This window comes from Prevotella rectalis (assembly GCF_900607215.1).
Lineage (GTDB): Bacteria > Bacteroidota > Bacteroidia > Bacteroidales > Bacteroidaceae > Prevotella > Prevotella brunnea.
The window spans coordinates 896302-910769 of sequence record NZ_LR027820.1; the positions used below are offsets into that span (position 1 = coordinate 896302).

A 14468-nucleotide genomic window follows, 5' to 3' on the forward strand; every position below is an offset into this window, starting at 1 on the left:
ATAAAAGAAGATGGACAACACCTAAGTTCCGTCATATTTTCGGCAAGGTCTTAGGGGGCTCGATGCCCCCTGGGACCTTTGGTGAAGATGGCATAAGACCGTCGTTCGCCATATTTTCGGCGTTCCAAAGATACGTTATATTTTTCTTTTTTGCAAGCATTTATCTCTTTTTCCAAAGATTTCTCCCGGGCTGTTCGCCTCTATAGACATCCATCGGACATTTCATTCCTATGCTCATATGCGGTCGTCTGTAGTTGTAGAAGGCTATTGCCTTGGAGATTTCCATATTGGCCTGGTCATAATCTCGGTACATCTCCTGCTGGTAAATCCACTCAACCTTAAAGGTTCCATTCGTCCTTTCCGCCACGGGATTGTCCGTAGGATTGTACCGTTCTGTCATACTAACCCTGATATGGTGGCACATAAGAGTTTCAACATATAGGTGGCAGGCGTATTGCGAACCTCTGTCAGAGTGGTGTATCGTTCCGCAGAGGTTGCCTCCTCCGGCTGCCTTAACTGCCATTAGCAATGCCTCCTTCGTATTTATAGCCTCCATGGTTTCGGATAAGCACCAGCCTATGACAGCATGTGAGTAAACATCTGTAATGAGATGGAGGTACAGGACGTTGCCGTAAATCCAAACGTAGGTTATGTCGGCTGCCCAAATGTGGTTAGCATACATTGCCGTAACACCTTGTACAAGATTAGGATACTTCCTATAAGGATGATTGGAGTCCGTTGTACGTCTTCGCTTGTTCTTGGGAAGCATAAGTCCTTCTGAAGCAAGTAGTTTTAAGAAGGAGTCGCGACCATGAGTAACATCTTCACCTAGCTCCGACTTGAGGAGGACGTGCAGTTTCACACCGCCTATCCCGGGACAGCAGGCACGATAGTAGAGTACATTGTCAACTATCAGTTTACGCCTTTGCCGCTCAGAAATCACAAGCTTGCTGCTTGCGTAATACCACTGGCGTTTCTTGCCAAACAGCCCACAGAGGAATTCCACGGATACACCGGGAAACTCCTCACGCAGCGCCGTTACTGTTTGGCACCATCTTTTTTTAAGATGCTGATACCCTCCTCGGATTCGGCTATCTCTATGAGTTTCTCATAGGCACGGCTGCGCATCTTCTCCAAAGACAATGCGTGTTGGAGGTTCACTATCTTCTGGCGCAATATCTCATTGTCTGTCAAATTCGTTTCTTTATGAGCCATACGATACCTCTGGATTACTTCCGAGGGCAAAGATAACGATTTTGAATCAACGGGCCAACGTTTCAGCCATTGGAACATTGAACCACTAGACACATTCCACTTACGCAATATGGACGCTTGAGAAGCACCGCTAGAATAATAATCGATTAACACTTGCAGCTTGAACGAATACGAAAATTCGCGCGGGGTTTTACGTTTTGTCATAATTTCTTACTTTTTTTATAGTCAGAATTGTGACAAGCTAAATCCGTATAAGACAATCTCATTACATGGAGATTACAATGCCATCAAGAAAAGATCAGAATGTAAACTTTTTTCATGGAGTATCAATAAATTCTAACTCGCCCTCAATCCATTGCGAAAAATGCTCATCGGCTTCCGATGATGAGCCGGCAGACGACACAGACAACCCCATCAGGCGGATGGGACGATGATTACGATCCGCTTCCTTTAATAATTTTTTAGCTAATGGAAGTATCTCCCTTTTCCCTCTCAACGGCTTATCAAGGGTAATGCTTCTGGTAATCTGCGAGTTCGCGTCCCACTTCACTTTCAAAGTAAGGGTCTTTCCTGAAAAATCCTGCTTTTCAATTCGTTTTACCAACTCTATAGCAATATAATATAATTCTATAATTTTACGTGTTTTAGTAGTAATATCCTCTTCAAAAGTACGCTCACACCCTACCGACTTTCTTTCTCTATAAGCAAGCACCGGTCGTTCATCAATTCCACGTACAAAGTCATAGTATATCTTTCCTGACTTCCCAAACACTTGCATTAAATGTTCCAAAGAAACCTTGCGCAATTGTTCTCCCTTGTAAATCCCCATCTTGTGCATGGTCAGAGCTGTTTTAGGCCCGACGCCCCAAAATTTCTCAATGGGAAGTTTTCCGATAAAAGCCAACGCATTGGAAGGATGCACCGTAAAAATACCGTCAGGCTTACGGTAATCCGACGCAATCTTTGCCAAAAACTTGTTATAGCTAATGCCGGCAGACGCGGTGAGCTGTGTGCGTTCGAAGATTTTCCGCTTGATGTCGCGAGCCACATCCACAGCCATCTCCATCCCCAACTTATTTTCAGTAACATCCAAAAAGGCCTCATCCAACGAAATGGGCTCAACCACATCCGTGTATTCATGGAAAATCTGATGAATTTGGCAAGATACTTCCTTATATTTCAGAAAATGAGGTTCCACGATTACAAGATGAGGACAACGTTTCTTGGCCTGAACAATGGGCATGGCGGAATGAACACCGAACGGACGTGCCTCGTAACTCGCTGTTGTAACAACACTTCGCGAACTATCCCAGCTCACAGCCACCGGCAAACCTTTCAATTCCGGGCAATCTCTTTGCTCCACAGAAGCGAAGAAAGCATCCATATCAATGTGTACAATTTTCCTCATCTTCCCCACTCCACTATCTTTTTGGAAAACAACAAATTCATTTGTTTTTTATCGCTCATGCAAATGCAAAGATAGCCAAAAATAACATGATTTCAAGAAAAAATAGTATCTTTGCAACAAATAATGAACAAAGGAGTAATCACATTACCGAAAAGACAATGAACCACACCGTAAGTCATGATGCAATGGGAAGATTTCAAAGATTCCTAAAAAGAGTCGCGGACTTTCTTTTTGCATTATCAGGACTGGTGGTCTTGTCCCCGCTATTTCTCATTATAGCGGTATTGATGAAGAAACAAGACAATGGTCCGGTTTTCTTCAAACAAATCAGGATAGGATACTGCGGGCGACCTTTCGTCATCTTCAAATTTCGCACAATGAGCAGCGTTGTAGAGGAATACGGTCCGCAATTGGTGGCAACCTGCGACGATTCCAACTCAACCAAATTAGAACAGTTCCTCAGAGGACACCATCTTGATGAGTTGCCACAACTGTGGAATGTACTGCGAGGCGATATGTCTTTTGTGGGTCCCAGACCGGAAAGAAAATTCTTCATTGACAAAATAATGGAGCACACCAATCGTTATCCTATTATCTACCGCATGAGACCGGGATTAACCTCTGAAGCCACGCTTTACAATGGTTATACCGACACCATGGAAAAAATGCTGAAACGAATGGAGATGGACATTCATTATTATGAACACCGCTCACTATGGGTAGATTTCAAGATAGTAGCAAAGACTTTCGCGTCGATAATTTGTGGAAAGAAATTTTAATTGAAATGAAAAAATACATACTGCTGTGTTTAATGACCGTGTTCGGTCTGCTTACAATTCACGCGCAATCCTCCATGACCGACAGTCAGGTGATGGAATTCGTTGTGAAAGAACAGGGAAAAGGAACGTCGCAAGCCCAGATTGTGACCAAACTAATGCAAAACGGGGTGAACATCTCTCAAATAAGACGAGTGAGGAGCACCTACGAGAAAATGAAAAAAAACAATTCCTCGCTGGGTTCGACAAACACTAAGGACAACGACAGAAGCAGAAAGAACAATGGGCAAAGAAAACCGGGCGTCAGCAAACAGCAAATAGCAGATGAGACTAAGGAAAAATACAACGAGGAGGAAGAAGAAGCTGACAGATACTCGAATAATCGGATCAGCGCGAAACGACAAGACGCCAACACATACGATGAAGAAGATGGCGAGTTTCTGATGATGCAGGACGAGCTGGACAGTTGGATGCCACAGGACACAGCTACCATGTATAAGAACCTCCTGAAAAAAATGACGAAGAAAAAGAAAGAGGTCTGGGGCAAGGATATTTTCAACAATCGTAACCTCTCATTCGAACCAAACATGAACATGGCGCTACCGGCAAACTACCGATTGGGACCCGGAGATGCTGTGTTCATAGATATCTATGGGGCTTCGCAAAAATCCTATCAAACCACTGTCGCACCAGATGGTATCATCACCATAGATGGATTTGGTCCCATTCAGGTAAGCGGATTATCGGTTCAACAAGCGAACAACAGGATTCGCCAAAAATTGGGAAAACGATACAGCAGTTCCAAGATTAGACTCTCCGTGGGACAAACCCACACCATTTTGGTAAATGTTGTCGGCGAGGTGAAGACTCCGGGAACTTACACTCTGTCGGCATTCGCAACGGTCTTCAACGCACTCTACATGGCAGGCGGAATAAACGATTTGGGAACTCTTCGCAATATTAAGGTATATAGAAGGGGAAGACTCATCAGCACTGTCGATGTTTACGAATTCCTGCGAAAAGGAAAACTTATAGGCAATGTCCGATTGACCGACAACGATGTCATCGTGGTGGGGGCATACGACAAGCTCGTGAACATCAGCGGAAAAGTGAAACGACCAATGTATTACGAGATGAAGCGAAACGAAAGCCTCGGCGCGCTCATCAACTATGCCGGCGGATTTTCAGGAGATGCTTACACAAAATCGGTAAGAGTAAGAAGAAAAACAGGAAGGAAATACTCTATATATAATGTAAACGAATTTGAACTGAACAAATTTACGCTTTCCGATGAAGACTCAGTGAGTGTAGATTCCGTCATTCCACGCTACGAGAACATGGTAGAGATAAAAGGGGCAGTGTTCCGTCCCGGAATGTATGAGGTGGGAGGACAGATCAACAGCGTAAAGTCGCTGGTAGAGGCAGCCGAAGGACTTACAGAGGTAGCATTCGCACCACACGCCGTCATGCACCGCATGAAAGCAGACCGGACACTGGAAGCAATCTCGGTAGATATCGATGGAATCTTGTTGGGAAAGATTGCCGACATACCACTACAGAATGAAGACGTGCTCTTTGTTCCAACACGCACCGATGTTCAGGAAGAACAGACAATTTCCATTCATGGGGAAGTACAATTTCCCGGAACATACAAATATGCCGACAACGAAACACTTGAAGACTTTATTCTTCAGGCAGGAGGATTGAAACAAACAGCTTCCACTGTCAGAGTAGATGTCTCCAGACGAATAGTAAACCCGGAAGCCTTGACCTCCGACTCCATCATTGCGCACAGCTATTCTTTCGCACTAAAAGATGGATTTGTCATCGATGGAGAACAAGGCTTCACACTCGCCCCCTTCGATGAAGTCTTCGTACGCAAAAGTCCCGGTACCACAAAACAACAAAACGTAACCATTGAAGGAGAAGTTTTGTTCGCGGGCAACTATGCGCTCACAGGACACAACACTCGTTTGAGCGACATCTTCAAAGCAGCCGGCGGAGCAACTAACCTCGCTTACATACAAGGAGCCAGATTGGAACGCAAGCCGACCGAAGTAGAACGAATGCGCATGGAGGCCGCATACAAAATGCAAATGGAGCAAGAAAGCAAAAACATGATGGACTTAGCCGCGAAAAGCTCGAATGCAGCCGGTATCATCCAAGCATCGCAACAAACACAGGCATCGCGCATGAAAAAATTCCAAATCCCACAAACCTATCCCGTAGGTATAGAATTGGACAAAGCCATACAATCACCCGGAAGTGATGCCGACCTGATTCTTCGAGAGGGCGATCGCATCATCGTGCCCCAATACAACGGAACCGTAAGAATCAATGGAGCCGTGATGTATCCTAATGCCGTAAGCTATCGAGAGGGCAAAAACGTAGCTTACTACATTGATCAAGCCGGTGGTTTCTCGTCCGATGCAAAAAAGAGTCGCACCTACATCATGTATATGAACGGCACCCTCGCGAAAGTGGGACATAACGCGAAAGTGCGTCCCGGGTGCGAGATTATCGTTCCAACAAAATCACGCGCCAAGATGAGTTTGGCTGAACTGATGACTATCGGCTCCAGTGCCGCAAGTATGGCAGCGGTGATCGCCACTATCGCAAATATTTTGAAATAACAAAAAAGTCATTGGGAAATTTCAGAATGATAATCAACAAGGGTATAAATCAATTTATAAGTACAGATGGCAGAAGTAAAATGCTCAAAAGCAACATCTTATATTCTGCTATTTTAAAAGTTATTGGATTAATAACCTCGCTCCTTGTTGTAACAATCACGCTAAACTATCTTAATTCTGAACTTTATGGAGTTTGGCTGACAATAACCTCTATCTTATATTGGTTTTCATTCTTTGATATAGGATTAGGAAATGGCATGCGCAACTATCTTACCGAAGCCGTTTCAAAAGGCAATTATAAAGAAGCCCAATCCTATTTAAGTACAACAATTATAGCATTGACAATAATAGCAAGTATCATTGCGATTGTAGGATTTATTTTATTAAAGCTATTAAATCTTAATAGCGTTTTTAACACAAATACGATAAGCAATACAGAACTACAAAACGTATTATTCGTTGCAATCGGATTTACCCTTATTTTATTTGTACTCAAGAATATTGGTTATGTTTTTGTAGCTCTGCAAAAATATGCTTTGTGGGATTTCATAAATACTTTGGGAAATATAATAGGGTTATTAATTATTTTTTTATTAACGAAGTTTACAAACGGAAAATTAATCTATGTTGTATTTGCATTCACTTGTACGCCTGCAATAATTTATATCCTCGCAGCAATACCAATCTTCAGCAAGTACCCAGAGTTTCGTCCTACAATTCAATCATTTAGAAAAGATTTTTTATCAACTATAGTAGGCAAAGGATTAGGATTCTTTTTAATTCAAATAACAAGCTGCTTGGTTATTTATGGAAGCTCAAACCTTTTTATCACCCAATTTTGCGGACCAGAATCAGTAACAACTTACAATATAGCCTATAAATTTTTTAATTTACTTGCTATCGGATATTTAGTCTTTATTTCTCCAATGTGGAATGCCTACACCGATGCGTATGTAAAACAAGACTTCAATTGGATAGAAAAAGCATTTAAATCAGCACTAAAGATTTGGTTATTCACAGAATTTGCAGGAATTATTATGCTGATAGTTTCACAATACTTTTACCTTTTTTGGGTAGGCAAAGCGGTTCATGTACCCTTTATGGTATCACTGTCTGTTTTCCTATATATTTCTTTTTTTAATCTTAATAATTGTGTAACCTATTTGCTAAATGGATTAAATAAGATTTATATTCAAATAATTACTTCCATAACTGCAACATTCATTTATTTAACAATAATGTTTGTTTGGGGGAAAAATATGAATATACAAGAAATTGTATTCTATATGTCAGCAGCCTATGGGGCAATGACAGCAATACATTTTTACCAATGCAGGAAATTAATAAACCAAAAGGCAACAGGAATTTGGAATAAATAAAATATGACAAATAAAGTTAGCGTCATAACTGTCGTTTTCAATGATGTTGCTCACATCAGAGAAACTATTGAAAGTTATCTCTCACAAACATGGGAGGATAAGGAATATATTGTCATTGACGGTGGAAGCACAGACGGAACCTTGGATGTTATCAAAGAATATGCTGATAAAATAAATTATTGGATTTCTGAAAAGGACAATGGTATGTATGATGCCATGAATAAAGGCATTCTTCATTCAACGGGAGATTGGATTAATATACTTAACAGTGGGGACACTTTTGCCAGTCCAACAGCCATAGAATGTGCCTTAAAAAGCATTGATTTAAATAAAATAGACATTATTTACGGAGATAGCATAGAGATTGACAAAGGAAGCAAAAGAATTATAACAACTCCGAACACTCCTAAATTATTGGAATTTTATCCCATTTACAGGCATGGTTCATCATTCGTAAGGAGCAATGTCCACAAAAAATATCTTTACGACATAAATCGCAAAAAAGATCTAGGATTTGCGTTAGATTGGCACATGATATTTTCAGTATATAAAGCAGGATATAAATTTCAAAAAACAAAAACTATCATACAAACTTACGAAAGAGAAGGAATATCAAACAAGCCTTTTCAAAGTTTAATTTATAATTATAAAATAACCTCACAAGGAAAATTTAGTTACAAGAAAGCATTATTCTTCATCAAATCACTGATTTTATTTTCCTTCAAACAAAGTTCATTGTATAAGTGGATTTACGCTTTTGCAATGGAATATGTTGTAAACGACATTCTTCCCCATATTCCTTTTTGGAATATTCGCAAGAAGTACTTACAAGCTGTAAGAATGCAGATTGGCAAACAATCGTTTATCATGAAAAAATGCTATATAAATAATGCAAATAAAATTATCATAGGTGATTATTCGCATATAAATCGCAATTGCCTTTTGGATGGACGAGGAGGCATCACAATAGGAAACAATGTTTCCATTTCGCATAATGTACAAATTATGACAGGCAGTCATGACGTTAATAGCAAAACTTTTGATGCCTCGTATCTTCCTATCCTGATTAACGATTTTGCATGGATTGGTATAGGTGCAACTATTTTGCAAGGAATTGAAATTGGAGAGGGAGCAGTTGTCTGTGCTAATGCAGTCGTCACTAAGGATGTAGCCCCTTACACTATTGTTGGTGGAGTTCCTGCAAAACAAATTGGAAATAGAAATAAGGATTTAGACTATCATTGCATTTGGGAGTCCCCTTTTACATAAAACCCATATAGAAAACCAGAATTATAAAGAAAGAATGATAAAGATATGAAAAATAATGAGAAATCAAATGAATTTGATATTATTTTAGCGATGAAGCAAATATTAAGAAGAAAATATCTACTGGTTTCCTTCTTAACCGTTTTCTCAGTTTTGGGTATTGTCATTGCATTAAATAGTCCGAAGGAATATACAGCCGAATCCATTTTAGCCCCTGAAATACAAGGTACAGGCTTGTCAGGAAGCCTTTCTGATATGGCCGCAAATTTTGGTTTGGATTTAGACACAAAAAAATCTGTGGACGCTATATACCCTGAATTGTATCCAATAGTGGTGGGCTCAAATGATTTTATCAGAAATTTATTTGACATAAAAGTTAGAACAACAAAAAGTGATTCAGTAACAACTTATTTTAACCACTTAAAGTATCAAACCAAAGTTCCATTTTGGCAAACATGGAAACTAAAGTTGATACATGCATTAATAAAGAAAAATGACACAGCAAATTTAGTTGGCAACGTTGACAAATTTCAAATGCCTAAAAAAGAATTTGAAACTTGTGAAGGCATTAGAAACAATATTGCTTGTTTGGTTGATAACAAAACAAGCATCATTACTATAACCTGCACGGATCAAGATCCACTGGTGGCAGCCATTTTAGTGGATACTGTCCAAAATCGTCTTCAGGAGTATATCAACAAATATAAGACAAAAAAGAATAAAAATGATGTCTTTTATTATAACAAATTAAAGAATGAGGCACTCAATAATTATAAGACAGCTCAAAAGAAATACGCAAAATTTGCTGATGCCAACATTGATTTATCATTGCAAAGCCTACAATCAAAACAGGAAGAATTAGAAAACGATATGCAATTGAAATACAACACATATACCCAAATGACAGCCCAATACCAAGCATCATTGGCAAAATTACAAGAATCAACTCCAGCATACACCATACTTCAGCGTCCCATTATGCCTTATAAGGCATCAAGTACCCCACGTTTCGTCATTGTTTTGTTATTTGTTACTATAGGATTTTTCTTAGACGCAGTATGGGTTTTACTTATTTCTCCAAATCGAAGAAGGTTAGAGAATAACCAAGAGCAAGACAAAAGCGAAGATAAGAATCAGGAGGAATAACAAGCCTGATAATCTTATTGATAAAAAGCAAAGATGATATTTCCAATTCCATACCTCGTTGAAGTTGCCATCTTAGAAATTTGTGCCTGTATTTGTGCAGCACCAAGTGCGACAGAAACTAATCGAAAATATAGCATATTTGTCGCAATTACAACTTTCTTTGTATTCTTTGCATTTAGAGGATTCATTTTCAGTGATTGGATTATTTATTATCAATACTTTTATCATTGCGAATGGAGCGATATTTTCAAATATAAGATTGGTTCCGTAGTTTCCTTTGAACCCGGATTTACCATTTTAAACCTTCTATGCAAAAATATCGCCAATAATTACTTTTTCTTCCAAGCTGTTATTTGTTTTATTAATTTAATTCTACTTTTAAACTTCTTCAAACAACGCACCAACAATATTCCTTTAGGATTAACCCTTTATTTTGTATTTGGAGGGGTAGAAATAAGTACCAATTTACTTAGAAATTCTATTTCAATAATGCTCTTCTTAAATGCTTTACCATATCTTAAAAACAGAAAAATCATTCCTTATTTTTCATTGTGCCTCTTGGGAGCTTCTTTCCACTCATCGGCATTAATATATTTACCGCTTTATTTCTTCTTCCACAAAAAGTTGAATAAATGGATATTTTTGGTAGTCGTTATAATATGCAATCTCATTTTCCTGCTCAAAATTTCAGTTGTATTGAGCGTTGTAAACATTATAGGATTGGATCAACAATTTGCTGAAAAATTAAAAGCCTATACCGAACTTTTCAATAAGGCCACCCCACTCTCTATAGGTTATATTGAAAGATTGTTTACCAGCATATTGGTTTTCACCTATTATAAGAAAATACAAAGTGAAGAATTTACGAAAGATGGCGCAATTATTATCAATGCTTTTTTGGCTTACCTCATTGCTTTCTTTTTCTTCAGTGAATTTGATACATTAAGTAAGCGAATCGGCATGCTCTTTATTTTCTCTTATTGGATTATATGGAAATCCCTTATGGATTGTTTCAATAATCACAATAACAGAGAACTCTTTAAAGCCTTTGTCTATTTTTATTGTCTCATCAAGATATGGTCAATGACCCAACTCCCAAGCATGGAATACGATAACATCTTATTTGGTCATAAATCTTATCAAGAAAGATTGATGATTTTCAATAGAACTTTTAAAGAACCGTAACAATTTGAAACCATAAGAGAAGTACGGATAGTATCTTTACTTATAAGTTCGTTGTATAATATCTAAACCATTCCTAAATGTTGGTTCTGTTCTTTATGGTAGATATTTAGAGTAGCCAATTCATTTTCACAGAACAATAATACATCTTAATCAGCTAAAGACTGATAAACTTTTAGGTGTTCATTGGCACATCGCTCCCAAGAAAACTTCTTCAGGCGTTCAGTTCCCCTTTGCCTCAAAGTTTCTTTTAAAGCATCATCTTCTATAACTTTCATAATTTGTGAAAACATTTCATCTACTGAATCAGGAGCAAAATACAATCCAGCGTCAGCTGCAATTTCAGGAAAACAACTTGCTGTTGATAAAACTACCGGACAATTACAACTCCAAGATTCTAAAATAGGCATTCCAAATCCTTCGTAAAAGCTAGGGAAAACAAAAGCTATAGCATCTCTATATAATCTCACCATGTCTGCCTCGTCACAGCAGATTGCCTTCATATTATTTTCGATCCCCAAGGACTTAAACTTTGAATACTCTTTGTTTGAAAAACATGATGACGTGCAAACGACTTGAATATCTGAGAATTTACTGATTACTAAAGAACATGCTTTTACAAAATTATCAAAATTCTTATAGAATGTTCGCCTTCCAACATACAAAATATACGGACGTTCTACTATTCTTTCGTGATTGAGTTTTGACAAATCTGGTATTTCAATCCCATGATAAATCACCGAAACCTTAGCCTCATCTACCTTAAAAAGCTGCAATAAATCTTTTTTAGTATTCTCACTTACAACAATAACGGAATCAGCACGTTCAAGCGATACTCTCTGCTGTTCTACTAATTCGGGATGTGGATCAATAGTTGATAGGTTGGCGTCATGATAAGTTGTTACCATAGGTTTACTACCTATTTTATCTAAACAATATGTTCCAAAATTGGTTTGATGAAAGATATCATAACATTTCTTTTTTATCATGAAATTACTATATGGTCTGTTCAAATATTCTTGCAAGACCGTCTGCCCCCTAAAATATTTTTTAAGAGTAAATGGCATTAACTTTTCAGCTCGTACATATTCATTACTTGTTAATAGCGTTGTCGTATCCCAGCACTCACGAGGCAGATACTTTAGAAGCATTGTAAAATATTTAGATGCGCCACCATAAACATAGCTAAAAATTTGATGGTCAAAAAGTACTTTCATATATTATATTCCACTATCGACAAAAATAACTAACCACGCAGCTGCAAAGATAAAACTTTTAATTGGAAATCTCAAAATAATGATTAACTTTGCAGTTGTTTATCAACAATATATTCAAAATGTCATCAACAGATAACATCGCTATTGCATTTGTACTCTTCAATCCTGAAGAAAACGAGTTGATACATATTCAAAGAATTGCCAATATTTATAAAGGAAGTATAGTTGATAACTCTTCACAAAGCAACTTTTCGGGTAATACAGTCGGGAAAATGAGCTATATAAGCCTCCATAAGAACACAGGCATTGCCAAAGCGCAAAACATAGCAATAAAAAGCATTCTTTTAGATCACACCATAGAACATATCATTTTCTTTGACCAAGATAGCTGTTTTGGAGAAAATTATCCAAAACAAATACTCAACGAGTTTGTACAAATAAAAAAAACTTATCCGAATTTAGCCATTTTAGGTCCCACTATCATCAATAAAGACAACAAAAAAGAATACAAATCCATCATCCACAAAGATATAAAAGGAAACAACGGATTTATTTTTAAAAAAGAAATAATATCTTCAGGCTCATGTGTTTGCATAAAAACCTTCTATGACGTGGGCTTCTTTGAAGAAAAATTATTTATTGATTTTGTAGATTGTGAGTGGTGTTTCAGAGCCATTTCTAAAGGATACCTATGTGGAATTACCTCACATTTGAAAATTGAACATCAAGTAGGCAAAAACCAGAAAAACCTAGGAGGCCACACTATAATATTTTCTGCTCCGCCAAGATATTATTATCAATATCGAAACTTTTTAATATTATTGACAAGAAACTACACTCCACTTGCCTTCAAATTAGGAAAAGGAACTAAATTTTTATTACGTCTTATCTATTTCCCATTCATCAAAGGTGGCTTCCAAAGATGGAAATATATGTGGAAAGGTATATTTGCATGGTTTAAATTAAAACTTTAAGACTATGATTTCAGTATGCATTGCAACTTATAATGGTGAGAAATATATAGAAGAGCAAATTGCTTCTATACTTCCACAACTAAAAGAAAATGATGAAATTATTATTTCAGACGATTATTCCACAGATAATACTATCCAAGTACTGACCAAAATAAATAGCGAAAAGATAAAAATTTTCAAAAACCAAGGCGAAAAAGGTTATACAAGCAACTTTGAAAATGCCATAAAACAGGCTAAAGGCAATTATATATTTCTTTGCGACCAAGACGATGTATGGTTACCTAACAAAATAGAAGTGTGCATGCAATATCTGTTGAAATACGACATGGTGATTTCCGATGCAATAGTGGTAGATCACAATATGAATACGATAGAACCATCGTTTTTTGCAATCAGAAATACAAAACATGGATTTATAAATAATCTCATTAAATTCAGCTACTTAGGTTGTTGTCTTTCATTTAGAAAAGAACTTTTAAAAAAAATTCTCCCCTTTCCACCCAATCATACATTATGCACTCATGATAATTGGATTTCAATAGTTGCATTAGCCTTCTACAAAGTGAAAGTTTTGAATATACCTTTAATAAAATACAGAAGACATTCTAATAATACATCTTCAGGAGGCATAAAAAAAACCACCACCTTATTCTTTAAAATCAAATATAGATGTTATTTAATCTATTTCCTCTTAAAAAAAATATAATATCAAAAAACTACAAACAACATTTCAATAAGTATGCCTACGTACTAGGATATGAAAACACCTGTAAAAAATATCGAGGACGATTATGCAGGCAATTAAGAATATCAGTCATATCGGTTCTGGCGATTTAATAAATTGTTCAGCTGTTTCGTTTTCACTTACATTCATACCTGTAGCCTTGAGAAAAGCTTTTAATTCTGTCAGACTTCCGTCTTTAACCGATTTCCATAGATCGCGTTTAACTGATAAATATAGTATTTGAGCATAAAGTTCTTCCACACGAAACAACAATGTTTCGTCGTCTTTAACACTTTCTTTTGCTTTCTTAAGAATATGTCTTCCGGCTTTTATAAAGTCTTTTGTGGGTACTGTCCTATAAAAGTGTGTAAGCTCCTTTTTTCTTATCTTTGTATTTGATAACTTTAAAAAAGAAAAAAATGAAACTTACACATTCGCAAATTTCGGAAATTATTTCGAATTACACAAGCAGCAGCGAGGGTTTTGTTACCCTTCAGTCATTAATCATGAACTCCCTGATGTATCATGAACGAGAGTTGTTCGTCAGC

The 14468-nt window shown here is 37.4% G+C and carries 12 protein-coding genes and 3 pseudogenes; 10 read left to right on the plus strand and 5 right to left on the minus strand.

Annotated elements, in window-relative coordinates:
- Positions 1-160: 160 nt before the first annotated feature.
- The 3 genes from E0E16_RS04850 to dinB all read right to left on the minus strand — a co-directional run bounded on the left by E0E16_RS04850 (position 161) and on the right by dinB (position 2623).
- Positions 161-1006 (minus strand): IS3 family transposase, encoded by an 846-nt coding sequence (locus tag E0E16_RS04850; protein WP_240048166.1) that lies wholly within the window; start codon positions 1004-1006, stop codon positions 161-163.
- A gap of 32 nt (positions 1007-1038) precedes the next feature.
- On the minus strand, positions 1039-1419 hold the full coding sequence (locus E0E16_RS14250) for a hypothetical protein (protein ID WP_130828438.1): 381 nt from the start codon (positions 1417-1419) through the stop codon (positions 1039-1041).
- A gap of 112 nt (positions 1420-1531) precedes the next feature.
- Positions 1532-2623 carry a DNA polymerase IV gene (gene dinB, locus E0E16_RS04860; protein WP_130829286.1) on the minus strand — a complete coding sequence of 364 codons (1092 nt, stop codon included), beginning with the start codon at positions 2621-2623 and terminating at the stop codon, positions 1532-1534.
- Between the two features lie 158 nt (positions 2624-2781).
- On the opposite strand from dinB, the gene E0E16_RS04865 reads away from it, so the two are divergent.
- The 7 genes and pseudogenes from E0E16_RS04865 to E0E16_RS04890 all read left to right on the plus strand — a co-directional run bounded on the left by E0E16_RS04865 (position 2782) and on the right by E0E16_RS04890 (position 11008).
- Positions 2782-3402 (plus strand): sugar transferase, encoded by a 621-nt coding sequence (locus tag E0E16_RS04865; protein WP_130829741.1) that lies wholly within the window; start codon positions 2782-2784, stop codon positions 3400-3402.
- 5 nt (positions 3403-3407) lie between these two features.
- Positions 3408-6032 carry an SLBB domain-containing protein gene (locus tag E0E16_RS04870; protein WP_130829288.1) on the plus strand — a complete coding sequence of 875 codons (2625 nt, stop codon included), beginning with the start codon at positions 3408-3410 and terminating at the stop codon, positions 6030-6032.
- Positions 6033-6058: 26 nt separating this feature from the next.
- Positions 6059-7411: a lipopolysaccharide biosynthesis protein gene (locus E0E16_RS04875; protein WP_130829290.1), complete on the plus strand. Its 1353-nt coding sequence runs from the start codon at positions 6059-6061 to the stop codon at positions 7409-7411.
- 3 nt (positions 7412-7414) lie between these two features.
- Positions 7415-7804 (plus strand): annotated as a pseudogene (locus tag E0E16_RS14945) (glycosyltransferase); the annotation flags it as partial.
- A 681-nt stretch (positions 7805-8485) separates the two neighbouring features.
- Positions 8486-8632, plus strand: a pseudogene (locus tag E0E16_RS14950) (DapH/DapD/GlmU-related protein); the annotation flags it as partial.
- Between the two features lie 93 nt (positions 8633-8725).
- The gene (locus tag E0E16_RS04885; RefSeq protein ID WP_240048160.1) at positions 8726-9823 is read left to right on the plus strand and encodes a GumC domain-containing protein; all 1098 of its coding nucleotides are present in this window, start codon (positions 8726-8728) and stop codon (positions 9821-9823) included.
- A 33-nt stretch (positions 9824-9856) separates the two neighbouring features.
- Positions 9857-11008 carry an EpsG family protein gene (locus E0E16_RS04890; RefSeq protein ID WP_025876167.1) on the plus strand — a complete coding sequence of 384 codons (1152 nt, stop codon included), beginning with the start codon at positions 9857-9859 and terminating at the stop codon, positions 11006-11008.
- Positions 11009-11154: 146 nt separating this feature from the next.
- Here E0E16_RS04890 and E0E16_RS04895 read toward each other — a convergent pair whose 3' ends face one another.
- Entirely contained in the window at positions 11155-12222 is a 1068-nt protein-coding gene (locus E0E16_RS04895; RefSeq protein WP_130829294.1) for a glycosyltransferase family 4 protein, read from the minus strand.
- Positions 12223-12341: 119 nt separating this feature from the next.
- Here E0E16_RS04895 and E0E16_RS04900 point away from each other — a divergent pair, with 119 nt between their 5' ends.
- Positions 12342-13196, plus strand: coding sequence for a glycosyltransferase family protein (locus E0E16_RS04900; protein WP_130829296.1), 855 nt, complete (start codon positions 12342-12344; stop codon positions 13194-13196).
- A 4-nt stretch (positions 13197-13200) separates the two neighbouring features.
- Entirely contained in the window at positions 13201-13902 is a 702-nt protein-coding gene (locus tag E0E16_RS04905; protein ID WP_025876173.1) for a glycosyltransferase family 2 protein, read from the plus strand.
- A gap of 108 nt (positions 13903-14010) precedes the next feature.
- On the opposite strand, the gene E0E16_RS13505 is transcribed toward E0E16_RS04905, so the two are convergent.
- A complete protein-coding gene (locus E0E16_RS13505) occupies positions 14011-14181 on the minus strand; it encodes a hypothetical protein (protein WP_165444194.1) in 171 nt (56 codons plus the stop codon).
- Between the two features lie 158 nt (positions 14182-14339).
- Here E0E16_RS13505 and E0E16_RS14255 point away from each other — a divergent pair.
- Positions 14340-14468 (plus strand): annotated as a pseudogene (locus tag E0E16_RS14255) (IS256 family transposase); the annotation flags it as partial.